The organism is Pseudomonas sp. ZL2 (genome assembly GCF_054788455.1).
In genome coordinates, this window is the sequence record NZ_JBGOGX010000005.1 from 100,082 (window position 1) to 124,569 (window position 24,488).

The following is a 24,488-nucleotide window of genomic DNA, read 5'->3' on the forward strand; positions in this document are numbered from 1 at the left end:
TTCAACACAAGCCGGGATTAAACTTTCTTCAGGTTGGCCTACGGCTGGGCTAAAGTGACGCCCTGCTTTTTTTCAATGCGATATCGACCGATGAATCCGCTTAGTGTTCTGCGCGACTCCCTGTATTTCTTCCGCCGTCACCTGCTGAGCATTGCCCAGCTGTGCCTGCCGCTGGTGGTGCTCGAAGCACTGTGCACCCAGCTGCTGAACCAGCAACTGGGCGAGGATGCCTCGCCAGGCTACGGCATGCTGGTCAGCCTGCTGTTCTACCCGTTGTACAGCGCCGCGCTGATCCTCTACCTCGACACCCGCAGCAACGGCTACACCCCGCTCAAGCGCAACCTGCTGGCCATGGCCTTGCGCCTGTGGCCGTCGTTCGCCCTGATGGTGATGCTCAGCTCGTTGCTGATCATGGCCGGCGCCGCGCTGTTCATCATTCCCGGCATCTGGGTGATGATCCATCTGGTGTTTGCCGAATACGTCCTGGTGCTGCGCGGCCTGTCGCCAATCGAAGCCATGCGTGAAAGCTTCAAGCTGAGCACCGGTAATTTCTGGCGCATTTTCAGCTGCATCCTCGGCGTGCTGGCACCGCTGTGGCTGATCGACGGCCTGAGCATGATGCTGGTGCCCGAGCCTTCGGCGCTGGTGCAACTGGCCCTCGACAGCGCCAACGGCTTCCTGCAGCTGTTCAGCACCGTGGTGATGTTCCGCCTGTACATGCTGGTCAGCGAACCGGTTGCAGAGCCACCGGTATCCTGACTGGTTAGCGGACGAACGGCTCGGGTATGCTTGGCGGTGACCTGCCAAGCCAAGCCGAGCCGATGACCCGACTACTGCGCAACGCACTGCTGACCCTGCTTGTTCTGTTCGCCCTGCTGTGGCTGCTGGCCACGCAGCTGAGCTGGCAACCCGAGCCACGCGAAACCCTGCCGGTCAGCTGTCGCGCCGGCAACGCAACGCTGGTGCCGGGCCAGGTGCTCAAGGTGATGACCTGGAACGTGCAGTACCTGGCCGGCAAACGCTACGTGTTCTGGTACGACCAGGGCCGTGGCGACGACACCCGCCCTACCCCTGAAGACCTCGCCTTCAACCTCGATGAAGTGGCGCGGGTTATCCGCGCCGAGCAGCCGGACATCGTCCTGCTCCAGGAACTGGACAACAACGCCAAGGCCAGCGACTACCAGGACCAGCTGGCACTGCTGCGCGAGCGTCTGGTGGATATCTATCCGTGCGCGGTGCAGGCCTACGACTGGAAAGCCGATTTCGTCCCCGACTGGCATATTTTCGGCAGCGTCGGCCGCAGCCTGGCGACCCTCAGCCGCTACCCGATCAAGCAGGCCGAACGCGTGCAATTGCCGGTCGCCGCCGGCAACGCCCTGCAGCGCTTGCTGCAACCTCAGCAAGCCATCCTTGCCAGCTACCTGCCACTGCGCGACGGCGGCCAGTTAGCGGTACTCAACACCCGCCTCGCCCCCTTCGAGGCGGGCAGCGATATCCAGCGCCAGCAGGTGCAACAGCTAACGCGGCTGCTCGACAAACTGGAAAGCCAGGGCACCCCCTGGTTGATCGGCGGCGACTTCAACCTGCTGCCGCTCGGCCAGTACCGGCGCCTGCCGGCCGAACTGCGCGGTCAGTACAGCGCCGACAGCGACTTGCACCTGCTCTGGGACAAGTACCCGATGATCCCCAGCAATGCCGAAGCCAGCGGCGCCGACCGCGCGGCCTGGCTGACCCACTACCCCAACGACCCTAATCTGCAAGGGCCGGACCGCACCCTCGATTACCTGTTGCACAGCCCGAAGCTGCAGCGTCTGGGGGCACGGGTGATTCAGCAGGACACCCTGGAGATCTCCGATCACCTGCCGGTGACGGCGCGCTTGCTGTTGCCTGCGCAGCCGTGATTATTTGCGTGGCTTGGCCCGCGCGGTGGCCTCGGCTACCAACGGGTCATCCGGCCAATAGTGCTTGGGATAGCGCCCCTTCAGATCCTTCTTCACCTCGGCATAGGTACTGCGCCAGAAGTTGGCCAGATCCTGGGTCACCTGCACCGGCCGCCGCGCGGGCGACAGCAGGTGCAACAGGACTTGCTGTCGGCCCTGGGCAATACGTGGGGTTTCGGCCAGGCCGAACAGCTCCTGCAGGCGCACGGCGAGGATTGGCGGGGTTTCGCTGTAGTCCAGGCGGATGTTCGAGCCTGAAGGCACGCTCAGGTGGACCGGCGCCTGTTCATCCAGGCGCTGAGGCAGTGGCCAGGGCAACAGATTGCGCAGGATCGACGAGAGGTCGAGCTGGGCGAAATGGCTCAGACGGGTGACCTTGCCCAGGTAGGGTTGCAGCCAGTGCGAAAGGCTTGCCAACAGGGTGGCGTCGCTCAGGTCCGGCCATTCACTTTCACCCAGGGTTGCCAGGTCGAGCTGGCGCAACAGTGCCACACGCGCCTGCCACTGGCGCAGCTCGGGGGTCCACGACAGCAGCTCCAGGCCCTTGCGCCGCACCAGTTCCAGCAGGGCCTTTGCGCGGGCGTCTTCGTCCAGGCCGGTCAGTGGCTCTCGGCTGAGCACCAGCTCGCCGACCTTGCGCTGACGCTCGGCACGCAAAACGTTTTCGCGTTCGTCCCAGTCAAGGATATCCAGGCTGCGCACCTGTTCGGCCAGCACCCCGTCGAACAGTGCCGGGTCGAAGTCGGCGGCGAGATAAATGCGCTCCTCGCGCTGGCCCTGGCGGCTGCCCAGGTCGGCAATCACCAGCCACGAATGTTTCATCAAGGCATCGGCTTCGCCGAACAGCGCGGCACGGCCGTTAGCCAGCCGATATTCCGCACCGCCGGCACGCCGCTGTTGGCCGACCCGGTCCGGATAGGCCAGCGCCAGCAAGGCGCCCAGCCAGCGGGAATGGTCAGGGTCGGCAACAGCTGAAGTGGCTTTGCCACGCAGATAACCACGGTACTGGCGAGCCAGTTGCCGGGCGCGCTTCACGCCGCCCTGCCCGCCTTTGGCTGCGCGGGTTTCGCCGCTGAGCAAGGCCAGGCGACTGTGCAGGTCGGCACCGCCGCCGCGCAGAATGTCGCGTTCACCGAGCAATGCGGCGACGTCGCAAGCCATGTCGGCCAGCCCCAGGTCCTGGCCGCGCAGCAGCAAGTGGGCGATGCGCGGATGCGCCGGCAATTCGGCCATGGCCTGGCCGTGGGCGCTGAGGCTGTCCTGACTGTCGGCCTTGAACGCGCCCAGACGCCGCAACAGGTCCAGCGCCTGGCCGTACGCGGCAGCAGGCGGCTGGTCGAGCCAGCGCAATTGTTCGGGGGTGACGCCCCAGCGCGATAGCTGCAGGGCCAGCCCGGCCAGATCGGCCTGGAGGATTTCGGCCGCGCCGTACGCCGCCAGTTGCTCATGCTGGGCTTCGGACCACAAGCGATAGCACACGCCGGGCTCAAGGCGTCCGGCACGGCCGGCGCGCTGGGTGGCGCTGGCGCGAGAGATGCGCTGGGTGTCCAGGCGGGTCATGCCACTGCCAGGATCAAAACGCGGTACCCGCGCCAGGCCGACGTCGACCACCACGCGCACGCCGTCGATGGTCAGGCTGGTCTCGGCGATGTTGGTCGCCAGCACCACTTTGCGCAGGCCGGCAGCGGGCGTGTCGATGGCGGCGCGTTGGGCATTGAGGTCGAGCTCGCCATGCAATGGGCATAGCAGGATATCGCGGCGATCACCGAGGGCCTCCTGCAAGGATTGATGCACCCGGCGAATTTCCGCCTGACCCGGCAAGAACACCAGGACACTGCCCGACTCGTCAGCGATGGCCTGCAGCACCGCATCGACCACCCGCGGCTCGATGAACTCGCCCGCCTGGAAGGGGCGGCCCCACCGCACATCGACCGGGTACATGCGCCCTTCGCTGCTGACCACCGGGGCATCGTCGAGCAAGCTCGACAGACGCTCGCCCTCAAGGGTCGCCGACATCAGCAGGATCTTCAGCGGCGGCTCGTCACGCAACAACTCGCGACCATTGAGGCTCAGGGCCAGGGCCAGGTCGGCATCGAGGCTGCGTTCGTGGAATTCGTCGAAGATCAGCAAGCCCACACCGTCCAGGGCCGGGTCGGCTTGCAAACGACGGGTGAGAATCCCTTCGGTAACCACCTCGATCCGCGTGTTCGGGCCGACCTTGCTGTCCAGCCGAATGCGATAACCGACCGTTTGCCCGACCTGCTCGCCCAACTCGCTGGCCAGCCGCTCGGCTGCCGCCCGTGCCGCCAGGCGCCGCGGTTCGAGCATGAGGATGCGCTGCCCGGCCAGCCACGGCTCATCAAGCAGCGCCAGCGGCACACGGGTGGTCTTGCCGGCGCCGGGGGGCGCTTCGAGCACCGCTTCGTGGCGCAGGCTCAAGGCTGCGCGCAAGGCTGGCAGTACGGCATCGATCGGTAATGATTTCATGGTGGCCCTCAAACAATCCGCCGAGTATAACGGCGAACCGAGCCTGCCTTATCATGGTCTTAGCTGTAGATACCGGCTCTTTGCCTGTATCGTTGTCGCCTTCATTCCGGAGATTTCCATGCGTATTCCCTCCCGTGTCATTGGCGGCGTCGTGATCGCCACCCTGCTGACCCAACTGACCGCCTGCGGCACCCTGTTCTTCCCCGACCGACGCGGCCAGATCGAGGGCAAGATCGACCCGGTGGTCGCCGCCCTCGACGCAATCGGCATCCTTTTCTACGTGATCCCGGGCTTGATCGCCTTCGGTATCGACTTCGCCACCGGCGCTATCTACCTGCCAGGCGGCACCACTGCCCAGGTCGCGCCCGAGAAGCTCAATGAAGCCATCAGCGCCGACGGCAAGGTCGACAACAGCAAGCTGCAGGCTATTCTCGAGAGCGAACTGGGCCAGCGCCTGCCGCTCAATGACCCACGCCTGATCCAGCACAAGGGCAGTGTCGAGCAACTGGCCATGTACGGCCTCAAGCCCGCTGCTTGATCTTTGACAGGAAGCCACCTTCGGCATGACTCCCTCGGCTGAACACCAACGCCTGCTGCGCCTGGCCACCCGCGCCTCGCTGGCGGTGGCCAGTATCCTGATCCTGACCAAGGCGGTGGCCTGGTGGCTCAGCGGTTCGGTCAGCCTGCTGGCCGGGCTGACCGATTCGGCGCTGGATGGCGTGGCCTCCTTTCTCAATCTGCTGGCCGTGCACTACGCCCTGCGCCCGGCCGATGACGACCACCGCTACGGCCACGGCAAGGCCGAAGCTATGGCCGGCATGGCCCAGGCGCTGTTCATTGCGGTCAGTGCGGTGCTGATCGGTGTACAGGCGGTGGAACGGCTGCAGAACCCGCAACCTTTGGGTGATACCGGCATCGGTATCGCGGTGATGCTGTTATCGCTGGTGCTGACCGTTGCCTTGTTGATGCTCCAGGGCAAGGTGATCCGCATCACCGGCTCGACCGCGGTGCGCGCCGACTCTCTGCATTACCGCTCCGACCTGCTGCTCAACGGCAGCATCCTGGTGGCGCTGGTGCTGGCGCGCTTCGGCTGGCCGCAGCTCGATGCGATTTTCGGTCTGGGCATCGCCCTGTACATCTTCTGGAGTGCCTTGCAGATTGCCCGGGAGAGCAGCTCGATCCTGATGGATCAAGAGCTGCCCAGCGACATCAGCGAGCAAATGCTGGCGCTGGCCTGCAGTGTGCCGGGGGTACGCGGCGCCCATGACTTGCGCACGCGTGTGTCGGGCAGTCACTGGTTTGTGCAGTTGCACCTGGAACTGCCCGGGGACTTGCCGCTGACCCAGGCCCATGCCTTGTGTGACCAGGCTGCGGCGGCGATCAACAGCAAGTATCCGAAGGCTGAAGTGCTGGTGCATGCGGATCCGGTGATGTGAGGCCATTGGCAAGGCCGGCTCCCACAATGGAACTGCATGCACCGTTAAACTGTGGGAACTGGCCTTGCCAGCGATGGGCTGCGCAGCAGCCCCCGGTTCAGTTGACGCTATACCCCCGCCCGCTCAAACAAGCACCCTGCGCCCGCCGATAGTCATCGGCCACTTGCGCCGCTGGCGCATAGCTGGCCGCCGCCGGGTCAAACCCGGTCTGCTGCACCGCCCAGCGATGGCATTCGTAACGATCACGATCAAGCTGCTGAGGGCTCTGGCCCTGGGCCGGATAGGCGATCACGTCATAACCGGGGCTACTCTGTACCGGCGCACTGGCCGTCGGTGGATTGACCACCACGTACTCGCGGCTGTCCTCGAGGTACTGGTAGTAAGTACCCGCCGCGAGGAACAACAGCGCGCCGCCACTCCATACTTGCCGGGCATAGTCGGGCAGGTAGTTGACCCGTGCACCATAGGGCGGCGTCACCACCACATAGCGCGGGCCTTGCGGGCGATACCAGTAGCCGCCGGAATAGAAGTAGTCATCCCCGCGATAGGGCACTTTCCAGTAGCGATCGGGGAAGCGGTCGATTGTGTGCCCCGGCCGATACTGCGGGCCGGGCCCCCAGCCATTGCCGTGGCCATCCGGACGCCCGGCGCCACCGGCCTGGTAGTAGCGATTGTCGTTACGCCGCGGAATGTCCTGGTAGTAACCGGTACGCGGCTCCTGAGTCTGACGCACTTCATCGGGCCGCGACTGCAAAGGTGAAGCTCCCTGCCCTTCGGCCAGTAGCGGCAGATTGACACTCATGCACAGCAAACCAACACCTGCCATACGCCAGACGCGCGACTTCATGCTTTTCCTCTCGGACCGGTAACAAGGGGCCTGGGATTACTTTATCAGGCCGTCTGCAACGGGGTATCGGCCGCCAGATGAAATTTGCCAGGCAATAAAAAAGGGAGACCCTGGGGTCTCCCTTTGAGAATTTTGTCCGTGCTCGGCGCTTGTGACACCGGCTCACCTCACGCCGTCTTGTGGACAGTGTGTAGCCCGGGGGCCGAGCACAACCTGGTGGGGTTGCTGGCCGCAGCTGGCCTGATTCGGCCCGCCGCACTGGACTGATGTCCGGGCAGTGATTCTGGTGATAAGAATACGGCGAAGGCAGCGGCAGAGGATTGCGAAGATTGCTCAATTAAATATCACTTGCGCAATTTTTGCCTACAGATTGATAATTCAACGCAATCGAAACAGAAAAGGCCAACCCCATGAGCAAGCTTGACCGCTATGACCTGAGCATTCTTGCTGAATTGCAGCGCGATGCGCGTATCTCCAACCAGGAACTGGCCGAACGCATCGGTCTTTCACCCTCGCCTTGCTCGCGCCGGGTCAAGCAACTGGAAGACGACGGTTACATTGCCCGTCAGGTCGCCCTGCTCGACCGCAAGAAGCTCGGCCTGAGCCTGACTGCCTACGTATTGATCGGCATGGACCGCCACACCCCCGAGCGCTTCGAGACCTTCGAGTCGGCGATCCGCAGCCTGCCGCAAGTGCTCGAATGCAGCCTGGTTACCGGGATGGATGCCGACTACCAGTTGAAAGTCGTGGTGCCCGACATGGACCATTACCAGCAGTTGCTGCTGGGCCACCTGACGCGCATTGAAGGCGTTACCAGCGTGCGTTCCAGTTTCGTTCTCAACCAGGTACTGGCCAGCACCGAAATGCCGCTCACGCACCTGCGTTAGTCAGGCTGGCAAGGGGGGCGTATAATCGCGCGCCTCAACCTGCCGGAGAAAATCGATGGATCCTGCGTTGTTCGAAGAGTGGATGATGACCATCCTGGTCACCATCCTGATTGGTTTCATGGGCTTTATCGTCTGGGACCTGGCGAAAAAATCCAAGGCCGGCAAGTTCGGCACCTTCATCCTGTTTTTCGTGCTGGGCCTGGGCATCCTCGCCTTCATCATCAAAAGCGTGGTGATCGGCTTTATCGAAGGCGTTTAAAGCCTGGCCGGCACTTCCCGCCACTGGCCCTGATCGAGGCCATCCAGGCTCCAGTCGCCGATCCGCACGCGCACCAGGCGCAGGGTCGGCAGGCCGACGGCAGCGGTCATGCGCCGCACCTGACGGTTGCGCCCTTCCTTGATCACCAGCTCCAGCCAACGGGTCGGCACGCTCTTGCGAAAGCGTACCGGCGGGTTGCGTGGCCAAAGGTCTGGCTCGTCGAGCTGACGGGCCTGGGCCGGCAAGGTCGGGCCGTCGTTGAGTTCGACGCCATCGCGCAAGCGCTGCAACTGCTCCTCGCTCGGCTCACCCTCCACTTGTACCCAATAGGTTTTCGCCAGCTTGTGCCTGGGGTCGGCAATGCGTGCCTGCAACTGGCCGTCGTTGGTCAGCAGCAGCAAGCCTTCACTGTCACGGTCCAGGCGCCCGGCCGGGTAAATGCCGGGGATGGCGATGAAGTCCTTGAGGGTCGCGCGCCCTTCGCCGTCGCTGAACTGGGTCAGCACGTCAAAGGGTTTGTTGAACAGGATCAACCGCGGCTCGGCCGGCGGCGCCTTGGGCAGGCGACGCGGGCCGGCGGGTTTGGCCGCGGGACGCCGCGGCTTGGTGCGTGGGGGTAACGGCATGGGGCCTCAGCGGAACGGCGGCTCGTCAAAACTGCGCAGTTTACGCGAGTGCAGCGAGTTGAGCTCGGTACGCAGCAGGTCGAGGGCGGCGATGCCGATCTTCAGGTGCTGGCTGACTGCCCGGTTGTAGAAAGCATTGGCCGCCCCCGGCAATTTGATCTCGCTGTGCAGCGGCTTGTCGGAGACGCACAGCAAGGTGCCGTACGGGACCCGCAGGCGATAGCCCTGGGCGGCGATGGTGCCGCTTTCCATGTCCACCGCCACTGCCCGCGACAGGTTGATCAGCGGCCGTTCCTGCGCCCAGCGCAGCTCCCAGTTGCGGTCGTCGTAGGTCAGCACGGTACCGGTGCGCAGGCGCTTTTTCAGCTCGTCGCCGCGCTCGCCCGTGACCTGCGCCGCCGCTTCCTGCAACGCCAGTTGCACCTCGGCCAGGGCCGGAATCGGAATGTTCGGCGGCACCACCCGGTCGAGAATCCCGTCGCGGCGCATATAAGCGTGGGCCAGCACATAGTCGCCGATGGTCTGCGATTGGCGCAGGCCACCGCAGTGGCCGATCATCAGCCAGCAGTGCGGACGCAGCACCGCCAGGTGGTCGGTGATGTTCTTGGCGTTGGACGGGCCGACACCGATATTGACCAGGGTAATGCCGTCGCCATCGGCAGCGATCAGGTGATAGGCGGGCATCTGGTAGCGGTGCCAGACCACCCCGGCGACCAGCGCCTGGGCTTCGCCGTTGTCCATGGCCTTTTCGATGATCACATTGCCGGGCAGGACCATGCGCACAAAACGCGGGTCATCACGCAGGCGCTCAAGGCCGTGGCTGATGAACTGGTCGACATAGCGGTGGTAGTTGGTCAGCAGGATCCACGGCTGCACTTGTCGCCAGTCGCTACCGGTGTAATGCACCAGGCGGCGCAGGGAGAAATCCACCCGCGCGGCGTCGAACAGCGCCAGCGGCAGCGGATCGACGTTGGCCCAGTCATACAGGCCGTCGGCGATGCCGTCGGTGGCGGCGGAAAGATCGGTACTGGGGAACACCCGCGCCAGCGCGGCGGCAGTGATGCCGGTGCCGGCCAGCTCGTCGCCCTGCTCGACCACATAGGGGTAAGGAATGTTCTGCTGGCTGACGCCCACTTCGACCGTGACGGTGAAGTCGCGCATCAGTGGCTTGAGCTGCTCGAGGAGGTAGCCACGGAACGCCGCCGGCTGGGTCACGGTCACGCTGTAGGTGCCAGGCAACTGGACCTTGGCGTAGGCGCGGGTGATCGCCGGAACTTCACCATGGTACTGGTAGGTCAGACGCAGTTCGGGGTAGCGGAACAGCGCCCGCTCCTCGGCATCCGGCTCGGTGCGGTCCTTGAGGTAGCGCTTGAGCGCCTGGCTCAGGGCCGCGGTGGCTTGTTCGTGCAGGGCCGCGAGGCGATCGACGGCCTGCTCGGCGGTTTCTACGACAACGAAGGCTTCATCAGTACGGCTCACAATGTACTTCCTGTCTGACATGCATGCGCCCATCTTGCCTATATCCAGCGGCAAAGGCACGCACGTTAGAGCGGCCAGTTCGGGGTCGAGCGCTGCACCAGCGCCGCGACGTCGACGCCACGGGGCAGCACGCCGTATACCCGGCCGTTGCCACTCAGGCGGCTGGCGATAAAGGCATCGCTGACCGCCGTGTTACCGGCTTCGAGCAGCAGCTTGGCCTGCAGGCCGACGGCGATGTCTTCGCTGAGCTGGCGGGCGCGGTACTGGATGTCGGCGGTGTCGGCAAAGGCCGCCTTGAGGTTGCCAATATGCGCGGCCAAGCGTGGATCGCCGTGACCATCACCCAGCTCGGCGAACAGCGTGTCGAGAACGCCCGGCTCTTTGGACAGTGCGCGCAGCACATCCAGGCACTGGACGTTGCCCGAGCCTTCCCAGGTCGAGTTGACCGGTGCTTCGCGGTACAGCCTCGGCAGGATGCTGTCTTCGACATAACCGGCGCCGCCCATGCACTCGGCCGCTTCGTTGATCATCGCTGGCGCCCGTTTGCAGATCCAGTACTTGCCCACGGCGGTGATCAGCCGGGCAAAACGCGCCTGATGCGGATCATCCGGCTGGTCGAGGGCCCGCCCCATGCGCAGGCTCAAGGCCAGCGCCGCCTCGCTTTCCAGGGCCAGGTCGGCCAGCACGTTCTGCATCAATGGCTGCTCGGCCAACAGCCGTCCGCCGACCTGGCGATGAGCGCAGTGGTGGGCGGCCTGGGTCAGGGCCTGGCGCATCAGGGCGCTGGAGCCAACCATGCAATCGAAGCGGGTCATGGCGACCATTTCGATGATGGTCGGCACCCCCCGGCCTTCCTCGCCGATCATCCAGGCCAGGGCGCCGCGGAACTCGACTTCGCTGGACGCGTTGGAGCAGTTGCCGAGCTTGTTCTTCAGGCGCTGGATATAGAACTGGTTGCGGCTGTCATCAGGGCGGTGGCGCGGCAGCAGGAAGCAGCTCAGGCCCTTGTCGGTCTGGGCCAGGGTCAGGAAGGCGTCGCACATCGGTGCCGAACAGAACCATTTATGCCCGACCAGCTCATAAGCCTGGCCCGGGCCGGGCGCACCGACCGGGTAAGCACGGGTTGTGTTGGCGCGTACATCGGTGCCGCCCTGCTTCTCGGTCATGGCCATGCCCAGAGTCACGCCGACCTTGTGGCGATCGCCAACGTTGCGCGGGTCGTATTCAGTGGCCAGCACTTTCGGCAGCCAGTACTCGGCCAGTTCCGGCTGCAGCTTGAGCGCCGGCACCGCGGCAAAGGTCATGGTCAGCGGGCAGCCACTGCCGGCTTCGGCCTGGCTGTGCAGGTAGGTCATCGATGCGCGGGCGACATGGGCGCCCTCCCGCGGGTCGGTCCAGGGCAAGGACGGCAGGCCATGCTCGATGGCCGTGCGCATCAGCTCGTGATAGGCCGGATGAAACTCCACCAGGTCGATGCGATGACCATAACGATCATGGCTGCTGAATTGCGGCTTGTTCTGGTTGGCCAGAAAGCCCGCGGCCATCAGCGGCCCGCCAGCCAGAGCACCGTACGCATCGATGCGCTCCTGCGCCCAACCCGCCCCGTAGCGCCGCGACCATTCCTGCAACGGCAGGTCGATGCGGTACAGGTTGGCGCCGTCCAGGGATGGCGGCTGGTTGGTGACCTCATGGGTTTCAGCGTACTGGTGCAGGTTCATCGAGGGGCCTCCTGGATCCTGGCGTGACTGAAATTTCAGTGAATCACGCCCTGCCCCCCTGTCAAAGTGACAAAAACGCCTAACTAGCCGTGATTTAGCCCTGGCCTGACCATGCCCAGCTGCGCCTGGGGCGGGCTCAAGGGCACGCTCAGGCTCAGTTCGAAACGGCTGCCCAGCCCCGGATTGGATTCGTGCTGCAGGCGCGCGCCGATCAGCTCGGCCAACTGCCGACAAATCGCCAGGCCAATGCCCAGGCCGCCGTATTCACGGGTCATCGAACCATCGACCTGGAAGAAGCGCTGGTACAGCGTGGCTTCATCCAGGCAGTCGAAACCGATGCCACTGTCGCTGACGCTGATGCTCAAGCCCAGTTGGTCCGGCCCCAGGCGATCACCGCGTACCTGCAACATGACTCCGCCCTGATGAGTGAACTTGATGCCGTTATCCATCAGGTAACCCAGACACATGGCCAGCTTGTGCCGATCGCCGATCAGCACATCCGGCAGCTCCGCCGGGGTATCCAGGCTCAGGTACAAGCCCTTGGCCATGGCGGGAGCAGCGTATTCGGCACGCACCTCCTGCAGCAGCGAACGCAGGCTGAACGGGGCGTTCTGGGCGCTCAGGCGGCCGGCCTGCAGCTCGGTGAGGATGAGAATGTCATCGACCATGCCCATCATGTCCTGGGCCGCCGAAGTAGCGGTGTGCTGATACTGGGCCAGCTCGCCGTCCAGCGGCATGGTCTGCATCAGCTCCAGCGAACCGATCACACCGTTCATCGGCGTGCGCAGTTCATGGGTGACGGTGGCCAGGAACTGGTCCTTGAGGCGGTTGCTGTTGGCCAGCTGGACGTTGAGCTGCTCAAGGGTCCGGCCGGTTTCGCGCAGGGTCTGGGCCTGCTCTTCACGCATACTGTTTATGCGGTCGGCCAGGGCCAGCGACAGCAGGCCGACCTCCAGCGCCGAACCGATCTGGCTGGCATACATGGTCAGGAATACGTTGGGCAAATAGCCCAGTACCATCAGGGTGTTGACCAGGCCGCCGAGCAAGAACGCCGACCAGGCGATGATGAAGTAGCGAGCCACGCGCAAACCACGGTGCCAGGCATAAATCCCGGCAGCGAAGATGCATACGGTAAACAGCAGCGCCAACGCCGTGGCCAGACGCAGGGCGACGCCGTAGCTGCTGGTCAGCGACAGCAACATGACCAGCGCACCACCGCCCATCAATACCTTGAGCACCCCATCGAAGGCACGGCTGTGATTGCGCAGCTGCAGGAAACTGCGGGCAAACTGGCAACCGAACAGGCCGGACGCACCGATGAACATTGGCGTGGCGGCGTTCGCCCACCAGGGGCTGTCCGGCCAGAAATAGGCCACCCCGGCGCCGTTGACCGAGACCTGGTAAAGGCCGAACGAAGCGATATAGAGGATGTAATACAGGTAACTGGTGTCGCGCACGCTGAGGTAGATGAACAGGTTGTACACCAGCATCCCCAGCAACACGCCATAGATCAGGCCCAGCACATACAGGCGGGTCGGCTGTGCTTCCAGGTAGGCCTGGGCCGACCACAGGGTCAGCGGCGCCTGCACCGAACCCTGGCTGTGCAGGCGCAGGTAGGCGGTGGTGGTCTGGCCGGGAGTAAAGGGCAGTTCGAAAAGGTAGTTGTTCTGCTTGATTTGCCGACTGGCGTAAGGCAGGGCGTCGCCGGTGCGCTGGGCCAGGCGGAAGGTGCCGCTGGCGTCCGGCAGGTAGAGCTCAAGGTGATCGAGGGGTGGATAGGCCAGCTCCAGCAACCAGGTGCGTGGCGCGGCCGACGGCAAGGCGGTGTAGCGCAACTGGATTTTCAGCCAGAACACCGAGGTGGAATAGCCGGCATTGAGGACCTCGGCCCGGTGCGGGCGAAAATGCTCGCTGAACGACGGCGCACTGACCTGCGCAATGCTGGCATTGCCATCGCGGTCTTCGAACACCTGCATCATCTGCCCCAGCGGCAAGCTGCGGGTGGAGTCGTCGAAATCGACCGCCGTGGCCAGTAACGGCAACCAGCCCAGCACAACAATCAGCAAATAGCGCATACAGCCCCAGCATGGTCTGTCCCGGTCGCGTCGCGTAGCCTCCTGTCCGTTTGAGGCGACGCAATCCGGCAGTAACCGTTATCGGTTTATTCGAGCACTCTAGCATAGCTTTCCGAGCCTGCCAGACGCCACTGAAAACTTTGCGCCAAAGGCTCTAGAACGGCACTTTCAGCGTTTTTTTAACTGCAGCTCAAACGCCCGTTGAAAAATCCGCGGCGCCGGGGCGGACCCAGCAAAAGCGTTTGGTGATAAGCTCGCGCACCATGAATACCTACAGCTCCCGCCCCGTTGTCCTCTGTCTCTCCGGCCACGACCCCAGTGGCGGCGCCGGCTTGCAGGCAGATATCGAAGCCCTGATTGCGCAAGGCTGTCATGCCGCTCCGGCCGTGACCGCCCTGACCGTCCAGGATACTGTCAATGTCAGCGACTTCCGCGTCCTCGACCGCGAGTGGGTACTGGCCCAGGCCAATGCCGTGCTCGCCGATTCGACGGTAGCGGCGGTCAAGCTGGGCATGCTCGGCTCTACCGAAATGGTCGATACCGTGGTCGAACTGCTCAGTGCTCATCCGCATCTGCCGCTGGTCTGCGACCCGGTCCTGCGCGCTGGCGGCGGTGGCCGCCTGGGCAAGGATGAAGTCGGCTACGCCATGCGCGAGCGCCTGCTGCCCTTGGCAACCATCGCCACCCCTAACCTTCCCGAAGCGCGCATCCTGGCCGAACTGCCCGAAGGCAGTGCCGATGAATGCGCAGAAAAGCTCCTGCCGTTTGTCAGACACCTGCTGATCACCGGCGGTCACGGCGACGAACACGAAATCCATAACCGCCTGTACAGCCGCGACGGCCAGCGTCACACCTGGACCTGCCAGCGCCTGCCCGGCAGCTACCACGGCTCCGGCTGCACCCTGGCCAGCACCCTGGCCGGCCGCCTGGCCCTTGGCGAACAACTGCAGAGCGCCGTGCGCACAGCCCTGGACTACACCTGGCGAACCCTGCGCGACGCCGAGCAACTGGGCAAAGGCCAGTTCGTGCCGCGCCGCCTGCCCCTGGATTTCTGTTCCTGATCTTCGCTTGAGGTCTACACCATGAAGTTACGCGGCCTGTATGCCATCACTGACAGCCAGTTGCTGGCCGGCAAGTTTCTGCCCTATGTCGAAGCGGCCCTCGAAGGCGGCGTGACCTTGCTGCAGTACCGTGACAAGAGCCAGGACGAGTCCCGCCGGCTGCGCGAAGCGGAGGCCCTGGCCGAGCTGTGTGCACGCTACAACACTCAGTTGATCATCAACGATGACGCCGAGCTGGCCGCGCGCCTGGGCGTCGGCGTCCACCTGGGCCAGACCGACGGGCCGTTGACCCCGGCGCGAGCCTTGCTCGGGCGCAACGCCATCATCGGTTCCACCTGCCACGCGCAAATTGACCTGGCCGAGCAGGCCGCCCGTGAAGGCGCCAGCTACGTCGCCTTCGGCCGCTTCTTCAACTCGGTGACCAAGCCGGGCGCACCCGCCGCCGACATCGCCCTGCTGGAGCAAGCGCACGACCGCATCCATCTGCCGATCTGCGTGATCGGCGGCATCACCCTCGACAACGCCGCCCCGCTGGTCGCCCACGGCGCCAGCCTGCTTGCGGTGATTCATGGCCTGTTCGGCGCCGACAGCACGCAGGAAGTCACCCGTCGTGCCCGCGCCTTCAACGCCCTGTTCGCATCTGCCTGATTGAGAGAGCCCATCATGTCTCGTTCCGAAACCCTGTTTGCCAACGCCCAGAAACACATCCCCGGTGGCGTCAACTCGCCGGTGCGGGCGTTCAAGAGCGTTGGCGGCACGCCGCTGTTCTTCAAGCACGCCGCCGGTGCCTATGTCACTGACGAAGACGACAAGCGCTACGTGGACTACGTCGGCTCCTGGGGCCCGATGATTCTCGGCCATAGCCACCCGGACGTGCTCGAGTCGGTACGCAAGCAACTGGAGCACGGCCTGTCCTACGGCGCCCCCACCGCCATGGAAACCGAAATGGCCGACCTGGTCTGCTCGATCGTGCCATCGATGGAAATGGTGCGCATGGTCAGCTCCGGCACCGAAGCGACCATGAGCGCCATCCGCCTGGCCCGTGGCTACACCGGCCGCGACAGCATCATCAAGTTCGAGGGCTGCTACCACGGCCACTCCGACAGCCTGCTGGTAAAAGCCGGTTCCGGCCTGCTGACCCAGGGCGTGCCAAGCTCCGCTGGCGTTCCGGCAGCCTTTGCCAAACACACCCTGACCCTGCCGTTCAACGACATCGACGCGGTCGAGAAGATGCTTGCTGACGTCGGCCAGGAAGTCGCCTGCATCATCGTCGAGCCGGTCGCCGGCAACATGAACTGCGTGCCGCCGGCGCCTGGTTTCCTCGAGGGCCTGCGCACACTGTGCGACCAGCACGGCGTGGTGCTGATCTTCGACGAAGTGATGACCGGTTTTCGCGTCGCCCTGGGTGGCGCCCAGGCGCACTACGGGGTCACCCCCGACCTGTCGACCTTCGGCAAGATCGTCGGCGGCGGCATGCCGGTGGGCTGCTTCGGCGGCAAGCGCACGATCATGGAACAGATCGCGCCGCTGGGCCCGGTCTACCAGGCCGGTACCCTGTCGGGCAACCCGCTGGCCATGGCCGCCGGCCTGACCACCCTCAAGCTGATCAGCCGCCCGGGCTTCCATGACGAGCTGAGCGCCTTCACCAGCCGCCTGCTCGATGGCCTGCAACAGCGCGCCGATGCCGCTGGCATCCCGTTCGTCACCACCCAGGCTGGCGGCATGTTCGGCCTGTACTTCAGTGGCGCCGACGATATCGTCACCTTCGATGACGTCATGGCCAGCGATGCCGAACGCTTCAAGCGCTTCTTCCACCTCATGCTCGAAGGTGGCGTGTACCTGGCGCCAAGCGCCTTCGAGGCAGGTTTTACCTCGATTGCCCACGGTGAAACCGAGCTGCAGATCACCCTGGATGCGGCTGAGCGAGCGTTCGCCAAGCTCTGATTTTTGCAGCCCTCGCGGGGCAAGCCCGCCCCCACAGTGATCATTGTGGGAGCGGGCTTGCCCCGCAATGGGGCCTTGCAAAGCAGAAAATCGAGTAAAGACTTTGTAAGGTAGGCGCTGCTTATCCCATAATGTGCCACCAGACACTTTGGCCGCAGCTTTGCAGAGGTATGTCGATCCCCATGAACCGCACCGGCCGCGCCCTTGCCCTGGGCTGCCTGTTGCTTCTTCAGCCCCTGCTGGCCACGGCAGGCGGTAACTCGTTGCTGATTCCAGCAACGGGCCGCTGCACCCTCGATTCCCAGCCCGAAGACCTGCCGCAAGCCCTCGCCGCCTGCCAGGACGCGGCCAAGTCCGGGGATGCCCAGGCCCAGTACGAGCTGGGTGAGTTCTATTACGAAGGCACCCATACCCCACGTGACCTCAACCAGGCCCTGAGCTACTTCGAGCAAGCCTCGCTGCAAGGCCACGCCGAGGCTCAATACCGCCTGGGCACCATGTTCTACAAGGGTGAAGGTGTGGCAGCCAACAATGTGCAGGCCTACATCGTGCTGAAGATGGCCGCGGTCAACGGCGCAGAAGACGCGCTGGACATGGCCGACGAGGTGTCTGCCAAGATGCCCCGCGATGAGCTGGAAGTCGCTACCCAGGTGCTCGGGCAGATTTTCCGCAAATACCTGCTGGAGCTGCAGACCGCCGAAGGTCGCACGCCCTTCTCACCGCTGCCCTGAAACGCTCGCCTACTTCTCCGGCATTGGCATCGGGAACGGCATTACATTGCCAGTACCGCGCGCCTCGCTGATCTTGGGCGTGCCCAGACGCTCGACCTCGTCGATGCGCACGATCGAATGCATTGGCACAAAGCTGCGCACCACGCCTTCGAACTGGGCCTTGAGCTTTTCTTCGCTCGGGTCGACCACCACCTGGGTGCGCTCGCCAAAGACAAATTCCTCGACTTCAAGGAAGCCCCACAGATCGCTTTGATAGATCTGTTTGGCGTACATCTCGTACACCTGGCCCTGGTTGAGAAAGATCACTTTGTAGATCGGAGCTTCGCGTTTGGTCATTTTTGGCGGGGACAATCACGGGTGGTAAAGAAGGCGCAAACTATAACATAGGCACCGGGCCGACAACGCTAGGATCCAAAGCCCCAGGCCCTTATAATGTGCGGTTCTTCGAATCACCAGATGATCTCCCATGGCCAAGAAGCTTTACATCGAAACCCACGGTTGCCAGATGAACGAGTACGACAGCTCGCGCATGGTCGATCTGCTGGGTGAACATCAAGCCCTTGAAGTCACGGCCCGCGCCGAAGACGCCGACGTCATCCTGCTCAACACCTGCTCGATCCGCGAGCGCGCCCAGGACCGGGTGTACTCCCAGCTGGGCCGCTGGCGTGAACTCAAAGACCTGAAGCCGGACATGGTCATCGCCGTCGGCGGCTGCGTGGCCAGCCAGGAAGGTGAGTCGATCCGCAAGCGCGCGCCCTATGTCGACGTGGTCTTCGGCCCGCAGACCCTGCACCGCCTGCCGGAAATGATCGACGCCGCGCGCACCACGCGCCTGCCGCAGGTCGATGTGTCGTTCCCGGAAATCGAGAAGTTCGACCACCTGCCCGAACCGCGCATCGATGGCCCCACCGCTTATGTCTCGGTGATGGAAGGCTGCAGCAAGTACTGCACCTTCTGCGTGGTGCCCTACACCCGTGGCGAGGAAGTCAGCCGGCCGTTCGATGATGTACTGGCCGAGGTCATTCACCTGGCCGAGAACGGCGTGCGTGAAATCACTTTGCTGGGGCAGAACGTCAACGGCTACCGTGGCCAGACCCACGACGGGCGCCTGGCGGACCTTGCCGAGTTGATCCGCGTGGTCGCCGCCGTCGACGGTATCGAGCGCATCCGCTACACCACCTCGCACCCGCTGGAATTTTCCGACAGCCTGATCCAGGCCCACGCCGAGGTGCCGGAGCTGGTCAAGCACCTGCACCTGCCGGTCCAATCGGGCTCCGACCGGGTACTGGCGGCGATGAAGCGCAACCACACCACCCTCGAATACAAGTCCAAGCTGCGCAAACTCAAGGCTGCGGTGCCAGGCATCTGCATCAGCTCGGACTTCATCGTCGGCTTCCCCGGCGAAACCGAGAAAGACTTCGAGCAGACCATGAAGCTGGTGGCCGACGTCGGTTTCGACTTCTCCTACTCGTTCGTCTACAGCCAGCGTCCGGGCACCCCGGCTTCGGACCTGCCGGATGAAACCCCGGAAGAAGTGAAAAAAGAGCGCCTCAAGGCCTTGCAGCATCGCCTCGATACCCAAGGCTTCGAGATCAGCCGACAAATGGTCGGTACCGTCCAGCGCATTCTGGTCACCGACTACTCGCGCCGTGACCCCGGCCAGTTGCAGGGACGCACCGAGAATAACCGTATCGTCAACTTCCGCTGCGACAATCCCAAGCTGATCGGCCAGTTCGTCGACATCCATATCGACGACGCGCGTCCGCACTCGCTGTTCGGCTCGCTGGCCCATTGACCTGTCCTGCCGGGCCTTGTTACAGGCCCGGCGACCCTTGATCGTTTCAGCGCTTTCGCCCTGCAGCGGCTAGGGTTATCCTTGAGACCATATCCTTTGCCGTTGGGCGGCTGAAAAACGACCTTGAACGCACCTATCGAACCACATCGCTTCATCCTAGAGCCCTTCGAGGCCCATCGCTTCGCCAACCTGTGCGGGCAGTTCGACGAGCATCTGCGCCTGATCGAACAGCGCCTGGCCATCGAAATCCGCAACCGCGGCAATCAATTCGAGCTGATCGGCGAACCCAAACACACCTCCTCTGCCGAGCAACTGCTGCGCCGGCTCTATCGCGAAGCCAAGGCCACCGACCTGTCGCCGGAAATGGTCCACCTGTACCTGCAGGAATCGGCCGTCGAAGAGCTGGAAAATCCGGCCGTCAACGAAGTCAGCGTTTCCCTGCGTACACGCAAGGGCATGATTCGTCCTCGCGGGCTGAACCAGCAGCGCTATGTGAAGGAAATCCTCAGCAACGACATCAACTTCGGCATCGGCCCGGCCGGCACCGGCAAGACGTACCTGGCCGTGGCCTGCGCCGTCGATGCCCTGGAGCGTGAACAGGTGCGGCGCATCCTGCTGGTACGCCCGGCAGTCGAAGCGGGCGAAAAGCTCGGCTTCCTGCCTGGCGACCTGGCGCAGAAGATCGATCCGTACCTGCGTCCGCTGTACGACGCGCTGTACGAGATGCTCGGCTTCGAGCACGTGGCCAAGCTGATCGAACGCCAGGTGATCGAGATCGCCCCGCTGGCCTACATGCGCGGCCGTACCCTGAACAACAGCTTCATCATCCTCGACGAAAGCCAGAACACCACGGTCGAGCAGATGAAGATGTTCCTCACCCGTATCGGTTTCGGCTCCACCGCCGTGATCACCGGCGACATCACCCAGGTCGACCTGCCACGTGGCACCAAGTCGGGCCTGACCCAGGTCATCGAGGTGCTCAAGGGTGTGCCGGGCATCAGCTTCACGCACTTCCAGCCCAAGGACGTGGTCCGCCACCCGTTGGTGCAGCGGATTGTCGAAGCCTACGAGCGCTTCGACAGCCAGCAGCAGAACCCGACCGAAGGCAAACAACGCGATGCTTGAGCTCGATCTGCAGCTGGCAAGCGATGCGAACCACCCGAGCGAAGAGCAGTTCCGCCAATGGTGCGAGCTGGCCCTGCGCCAGCGCACGGCCGATTCGGAGCTGACCATTCGTCTGGTCGATGAAGCCGAAGGCCGTGAACTGAATCTCACCTGGCGAGGCAAAGACTACGCCACCAACGTGCTGTCCTTCCCGGCCGACGTGCCTGATGAACTGCTCGACATCCCGCTGCTGGGCGACCTGGTGATCTGCATCGCCGTGGTCGAGCGCGAAGCCGCCGAACAGAGCAAGGCGCTCGACGCCCACTGGGCGCACCTGGTCATCCACGGTTGCCTGCACCTGCTGGGCTACGACCACATCGACGACGATGAGGCCGAGGAAATGGAAGCACTGGAACGCACGTTGCTTGCGGAACTGGGCCATCCGGACCCGTACGCCGACGACGAACACGACGACATTTCAACACTGATATCTGCAAAGGATCACGAGTAACCGCCATGAGCGAAGATCGATCGAGCAACGGGCAAAAGTCCTGGCTGGGCAAACTGACCCAGGCTTTTGCCCACGAGCCGAAAAACCGTCAGGAGCTGCTTGAGCTGCTGCGCGAAGCCCATCAGAACAAGCTGCTCGACAGCGAGGCGCTGACCATTGTCGAGGGCGCCATCCAGGTCGCCGACCTGCAAGTGCGCGACATCATGGTGCCGCGCTCGCAGATGATGAGCATCAAGGCGACCCAGTCGCCACGTGAGTTCCTGCCGGCGGTGATCGACGCCGCGCACTCGCGCTACCCGGTCGTCGGCGAAAGCCATGACGACGTGCTCGGTGTGCTGCTGGCCAAGGACCTGTTGCCGCTGATCCTCAAGGAGAACGGCGACAGCTTCAACATCAAGGACCTGCTGCGCCCGGCCACCTTCGTGCCCGAGTCCAAGCGCCTGAACGTACTGCTGCGTGAATTTCGCGCCAACCATAACCACATGGCCATCGTCATCGACGAATACGGCGGCGTGGCGGGTCTGGTGACCATCGAAGACGTACTTGAGCAGATCGTCGGCGACATCGAAGACGAACACGACGTCGAGGAAGACAGCTACATCAAGCCGCTGCCCAGTGGCGACTTCCTGATCAAGGCGCTGACGCCGATCGAAAACTTCAACGAGTTCTTCGACAGCCAGTTCTCCGACGACGAATTCGACACCGTCGGCGGCCTGGTCATGAGCGCCTTCGGCCACCTGCCCAAGCGTAACGAGACCACCGAGATCGGCCCGTACCGTTTCCGCATTCTCAACGCCGACAGCCGCCGGATTCACCTGCTGCGTCTGACCCCTATTACCCGTTAAGGACAACCATGCGCTGGATCACCCGCCCCGGCTGGCCCGGTAACCTGCTGGCCGTGGCGGCCGGTGCAATCACCACCCTGGCCCTGGCGCCGTTCGACATCTGGCCGCTGGCATTGCTCGCGGCCGGCCTGTTCTACCTCGGCCTGCGCGAGCTTAGCCCGCGCCAGGCCCTGGGCCGCGGCTGGTGCTTCGGTTTTGGCTTGTACGCCGCTGGCACCAGCTGGATCTACGTCAGTATCAACACCTATGGCGGTGCCACGCCGCTGCTGGCCACCGGGCTGTTGCTGGCGTTCTTCGCCGCCATAGCCTGGTTCTTTGCCCTGCCCGCCTGGCTCTGGGCACGCTGGCTGCGCCGCAACGAGGCGCCGTTGGCCGATGCCCTGTGCTTCGCCGCCCTGTGGGTAGGCCAGGAAGCTTTCCGCGGCTGGTTCCTTACCGGTTTCCCCTGGCTGTACTCCGGCTACAGCCAGCTTGACGGCCCCCTGTCGGGCCTGGCACCGCTGGGTGGCATGTGGCTGATCTCCTTCTGCCTGGCCCTGTGCGCGGCGCTGCTGTGCAACCTGCCACGCCTGCGGGCGCGCAAATCGTTCCTGGCGGTGGCCATCGTCCTGCTGCTGGCACCCTGGGCAATCGGCCTGGCGCTGAAGAACCACGCCTGGACAAGCCCTGCGGGCAAGCCGCTGACTGTCGCTGCGCTGCAAGGCAACGTCGAGCAGGAACTTAAATGGAACCCGGAACACATCAACGCCCAGTTGGCTCTGTACCGCGACATGAGCTTCAGCTCGAAACCGGTCGACCTGCTGGTATGGCCGGAAACCGCGGTGCCGATCCTCAAGGAACAAGCCCAGGGTTACCTGGACATGATGGGCAACTTCGCCGCCGAGCGTAATTCGGCGCTGATCACCGGGTTGCCGGTGCGCGAAGTGGTGCACGAGCAACGCCGCTATTACAACGGCATCACCGTAACCGGCGAAGGCGATGGCACTTACCTCAAGCAAAAACTGGTGCCGTTCGGCGAGTACGTGCCGCTGCAGGATATGCTCCGCGGCCTGATCGCCTTCTTCGACCTGCCAATGTCGGACTTTGCCCGCGGGCCGGCTGACCAGCCTCTGCTGCAGGCCAAGGGCTATCAGATCGCGCCATATATCTGCTACGAAGTGGTCTATCCGGAGTTTGCGGCGAGCCTGGCGGCGCGCAGCGATATTCTCCTGACCATCAGTAATGACACCTGGTTCGGCACCTCGATCGGCCCCCTGCAGCACCTGCAGATGGCCCAGATGCGCGCGCTGGAGGCCGGACGCTGGATGATCCGCGCCACCAACAACGGCGTCACCGGCCTGATCGACCCGTTCGGGCGGATCACCGCGCAGATCCCGCAGTTCGAGCGCGGCATCCTCTACGGCGAAGTGGTGCCGATGCAGCAACTCACCCCGTACCTGCAATGGCGCTCCTGGCCACTGGTGATTCTCTGCGCACTGCTGCTGGGCTGGGCCCTGCTGGCCAGCCGGATCGCCAAGACCGTCTAGTAGAACAGTTTGTAGCCGAGCAGGCCGACTGCCTCGTTGAGCAGTTGGCCGCTCTGCCACATGGACTTGCCTTCCGGCAGCCAGCCACCGAAAGGCCGGGCGTGATCGCGGCCGAGAAAGCCCACCGGTGCCGGCACGACTTCAAACCCCGCCTGCTCGAAGCTCCAGCGTGAACGCTGCATGTGCCAGGCCTGGGTTACCACCACCACGCGCTTGATCCCCAGGGGCTGCAACAGCTCGGCGCTCATTTGGGCGTTTTCCCAGGTGGTGCGGCTGCGCTCTTCCTTCCAGCGTACAGTCACGCCCAGGTCACGTTGCAGGGCATCGGCCATCAGTTGCGCTTCGCTGGGTGGCGTATCGTAGTGCAGGCCGCCGCTGGTCAACACGGGCAACCCCGACGCCTTCGCCAACTGCGCGGCGTACCGCATGCGTTCCATGGCAACGCCCGTGGGCTGGTCCTGCGAATCCCAGGCCGGATCGCCGCGTTCGCGGCCGGCGCCGAGGATGACGATGGCATCGGCATGCTGGCTAAGCCCTGCCCACTGGCTGGTGGCCAGTGCCGGTTCGCTTTCCAGTCGATAGGCGGCCTGCTCCACCACGATCGGCAGGCTCATCACCCACAGCCCGCCCAAACCCAGGACGAAGCACAGGGTCGACAGCCGCGGCCAGGACCTGCGCAGCCACCAGGCAACTATAAGTAAGAGCAACAGAATGCCAGGCGGCATGATCATTTGTTTGATGAGATAGCGAAACGGCACAGGACACCTCCTTGGAGGTGCGCAGCCTAAGACGATCGGCACCTGGCAACAATAGCCAGGTGCCGATCAGAGAAGTTATTGACTCAGTGGCGCACTCCGCATTGCGCCGGAAAAACCCGAACGGCTACTTGAATTGCAGCGTCCTGGACTTTGCTGTGGTAGCGGAACGCTTGTCCTTGAGCCAGACGACTCTGGCCGCAGGCGGCGACTCCGGTTGTGGCAATGCGCCGACGCGTCCATGCCCGCCTTCCGGAAGGGATTCCAGATAGGCCTTGATCACTTCGAATTCAGCGCGGCTCAGACCACGCAACTCCAATTCAGCAGGCACTTCATCGCGTAATCGAACGGAAGTTCTGGCGACCTCGAGGGCCAGGCCCAGACGATCGATCAGCCGTTCGTAAAGCTCCGGTTTCGTTGCTTGTTGCTGCGACTCTCCCATCCGTTCACCTCATTGAAGGT

General features: G+C 63.8%; 24 protein-coding genes. 15 read left to right on the plus strand and 9 right to left on the minus strand.

Features of this window, described 5'->3' with window-relative positions:
* Positions 1-90 precede the first annotated feature (90 nt).
* Together ABM562_RS08085 and ABM562_RS08090 are read left to right on the plus strand one after the other, a co-directional pair.
* The gene (locus ABM562_RS08085) at positions 91-759 is read left to right on the plus strand and encodes a YciC family protein (RefSeq protein WP_460421369.1); all 669 of its coding nucleotides are present in this window, start codon (positions 91-93) and stop codon (positions 757-759) included.
* A gap of 62 nt (positions 760-821) precedes the next feature.
* Positions 822-1,901: an endonuclease/exonuclease/phosphatase family protein gene (locus ABM562_RS08090; RefSeq protein WP_460421370.1), complete on the plus strand. Its 1,080-nt coding sequence runs from the start codon at positions 822-824 to the stop codon at positions 1,899-1,901.
* Here the strand turns inward: ABM562_RS08090 and hrpB are convergent, their stop codons facing one another.
* Entirely contained in the window at positions 1,902-4,427 is a 2,526-nt protein-coding gene (gene hrpB, locus ABM562_RS08095) for an ATP-dependent helicase HrpB (RefSeq protein WP_460421372.1), read from the minus strand. It lies immediately after the preceding gene.
* 118 nt (positions 4,428-4,545) lie between these two features.
* Between hrpB and ABM562_RS08100 the strand changes: the two genes are divergently transcribed.
* Together ABM562_RS08100 and ABM562_RS08105 are read left to right on the plus strand one after the other, a co-directional pair.
* A complete protein-coding gene (locus tag ABM562_RS08100) occupies positions 4,546-4,965 on the plus strand; it encodes a polyribonucleotide nucleotidyltransferase (RefSeq protein ID WP_115085184.1) in 420 nt (139 codons plus the stop codon).
* A gap of 25 nt (positions 4,966-4,990) precedes the next feature.
* Positions 4,991-5,863 carry a cation diffusion facilitator family transporter gene (locus ABM562_RS08105; protein ID WP_134061329.1) on the plus strand — a complete coding sequence of 291 codons (873 nt, stop codon included), beginning with the start codon at positions 4,991-4,993 and terminating at the stop codon, positions 5,861-5,863.
* A gap of 97 nt (positions 5,864-5,960) precedes the next feature.
* Here ABM562_RS08105 and ABM562_RS08110 read toward each other — a convergent pair whose 3' ends face one another.
* Complete coding sequence (locus ABM562_RS08110; RefSeq protein WP_115085182.1) at positions 5,961-6,710, minus strand: DUF6515 family protein; 750 nt, start codon at positions 6,708-6,710, stop codon at positions 5,961-5,963.
* 410 nt (positions 6,711-7,120) lie between these two features.
* On the opposite strand from ABM562_RS08110, the gene ABM562_RS08115 reads away from it, so the two are divergent.
* The gene (locus ABM562_RS08115; protein ID WP_115085181.1) at positions 7,121-7,597 is read left to right on the plus strand and encodes an Lrp/AsnC family transcriptional regulator; all 477 of its coding nucleotides are present in this window, start codon (positions 7,121-7,123) and stop codon (positions 7,595-7,597) included.
* Between the two features lie 55 nt (positions 7,598-7,652).
* On the plus strand, positions 7,653-7,856 hold the full coding sequence (locus ABM562_RS08120) for a DUF2788 domain-containing protein (RefSeq protein ID WP_010222926.1): 204 nt from the start codon (positions 7,653-7,655) through the stop codon (positions 7,854-7,856).
* Here the strand turns inward: ABM562_RS08120 and ABM562_RS08125 are convergent.
* The 4 genes from ABM562_RS08125 to ABM562_RS08140 form a co-directional block, all read right to left on the minus strand.
* The gene (locus ABM562_RS08125; protein WP_167458859.1) at positions 7,853-8,419 is read right to left on the minus strand and encodes a pseudouridine synthase; all 567 of its coding nucleotides are present in this window, start codon (positions 8,417-8,419) and stop codon (positions 7,853-7,855) included. The two genes, ABM562_RS08120 and ABM562_RS08125, sit on opposite strands and share 4 nt — an antisense overlap.
* A gap of 69 nt (positions 8,420-8,488) precedes the next feature.
* Positions 8,489-9,994 carry an AMP nucleosidase gene (gene amn / locus ABM562_RS08130; protein ID WP_115085179.1) on the minus strand — a complete coding sequence of 502 codons (1,506 nt, stop codon included), beginning with the start codon at positions 9,992-9,994 and terminating at the stop codon, positions 8,489-8,491.
* A gap of 32 nt (positions 9,995-10,026) precedes the next feature.
* The gene (locus tag ABM562_RS08135) at positions 10,027-11,679 is read right to left on the minus strand and encodes an acyl-CoA dehydrogenase family protein (protein WP_115085178.1); all 1,653 of its coding nucleotides are present in this window, start codon (positions 11,677-11,679) and stop codon (positions 10,027-10,029) included.
* Between the two features lie 83 nt (positions 11,680-11,762).
* Positions 11,763-13,754, minus strand: a complete 1,992-nt coding sequence (locus tag ABM562_RS08140; RefSeq protein ID WP_460421375.1) for a sensor histidine kinase — start codon at positions 13,752-13,754, stop codon at positions 11,763-11,765.
* Between the two features lie 263 nt (positions 13,755-14,017).
* Here ABM562_RS08140 and ABM562_RS08145 point away from each other — a divergent pair, with 263 nt between their 5' ends.
* The 4 genes from ABM562_RS08145 (at position 14,018) to ABM562_RS08160 (ending at position 17,490) form a co-directional block, all read left to right on the plus strand.
* A complete protein-coding gene (locus tag ABM562_RS08145; protein ID WP_115085176.1) occupies positions 14,018-14,815 on the plus strand; it encodes a hydroxymethylpyrimidine/phosphomethylpyrimidine kinase in 798 nt (265 codons plus the stop codon).
* Between the two features lie 21 nt (positions 14,816-14,836).
* Entirely contained in the window at positions 14,837-15,463 is a 627-nt protein-coding gene (thiE, locus tag ABM562_RS08150; protein WP_115085175.1) for a thiamine phosphate synthase, read from the plus strand.
* Between the two features lie 15 nt (positions 15,464-15,478).
* On the plus strand, positions 15,479-16,759 hold the full coding sequence (gene hemL, locus ABM562_RS08155; RefSeq protein WP_115085174.1) for a glutamate-1-semialdehyde 2,1-aminomutase: 1,281 nt from the start codon (positions 15,479-15,481) through the stop codon (positions 16,757-16,759).
* 182 nt (positions 16,760-16,941) lie between these two features.
* Positions 16,942-17,490: a tetratricopeptide repeat protein gene (locus ABM562_RS08160; protein WP_115085173.1), complete on the plus strand. Its 549-nt coding sequence runs from the start codon at positions 16,942-16,944 to the stop codon at positions 17,488-17,490.
* 9 nt (positions 17,491-17,499) lie between these two features.
* Here the strand turns inward: ABM562_RS08160 and ABM562_RS08165 are convergent, their stop codons facing one another.
* Positions 17,500-17,826 carry a DUF1820 family protein gene (locus ABM562_RS08165; RefSeq protein ID WP_010222917.1) on the minus strand — a complete coding sequence of 109 codons (327 nt, stop codon included), beginning with the start codon at positions 17,824-17,826 and terminating at the stop codon, positions 17,500-17,502.
* Positions 17,827-17,956: 130 nt separating this feature from the next.
* On the opposite strand from ABM562_RS08165, the gene miaB reads away from it, so the two are divergent.
* From miaB to lnt, 5 genes are all read left to right on the plus strand, one after another.
* On the plus strand, positions 17,957-19,285 hold the full coding sequence (gene miaB, locus ABM562_RS08170; protein ID WP_115085172.1) for a tRNA (N6-isopentenyl adenosine(37)-C2)-methylthiotransferase MiaB: 1,329 nt from the start codon (positions 17,957-17,959) through the stop codon (positions 19,283-19,285).
* Between the two features lie 123 nt (positions 19,286-19,408).
* Positions 19,409-20,410 carry a PhoH family protein gene (locus tag ABM562_RS08175; protein WP_115085171.1) on the plus strand — a complete coding sequence of 334 codons (1,002 nt, stop codon included), beginning with the start codon at positions 19,409-19,411 and terminating at the stop codon, positions 20,408-20,410.
* The gene (gene ybeY, locus ABM562_RS08180; RefSeq protein ID WP_115085170.1) at positions 20,403-20,900 is read left to right on the plus strand and encodes an rRNA maturation RNase YbeY; all 498 of its coding nucleotides are present in this window, start codon (positions 20,403-20,405) and stop codon (positions 20,898-20,900) included. The genes ABM562_RS08175 and ybeY overlap by 8 nt, the downstream gene beginning before the upstream one ends.
* Before the next feature lie 5 nt (positions 20,901-20,905).
* Positions 20,906-21,745 carry an HlyC/CorC family transporter gene (locus ABM562_RS08185; RefSeq protein ID WP_010222913.1) on the plus strand — a complete coding sequence of 280 codons (840 nt, stop codon included), beginning with the start codon at positions 20,906-20,908 and terminating at the stop codon, positions 21,743-21,745.
* A gap of 8 nt (positions 21,746-21,753) precedes the next feature.
* Entirely contained in the window at positions 21,754-23,271 is a 1,518-nt protein-coding gene (lnt, locus tag ABM562_RS08190) for an apolipoprotein N-acyltransferase (protein WP_115085169.1), read from the plus strand.
* Here the strand turns inward: lnt and ABM562_RS08195 are convergent.
* Together ABM562_RS08195 and ABM562_RS08200 are read right to left on the minus strand one after the other, a co-directional pair.
* Positions 23,268-24,029, minus strand: a complete 762-nt coding sequence (locus tag ABM562_RS08195) for a YdcF family protein (protein WP_233674444.1) — start codon at positions 24,027-24,029, stop codon at positions 23,268-23,270. The genes lnt and ABM562_RS08195 overlap by 4 nt on opposite strands.
* A 124-nt stretch (positions 24,030-24,153) precedes the next feature.
* Complete coding sequence (locus tag ABM562_RS08200; protein ID WP_115085167.1) at positions 24,154-24,468, minus strand: hypothetical protein; 315 nt, start codon at positions 24,466-24,468, stop codon at positions 24,154-24,156.
* Positions 24,469-24,488 lie beyond the last annotated feature (20 nt).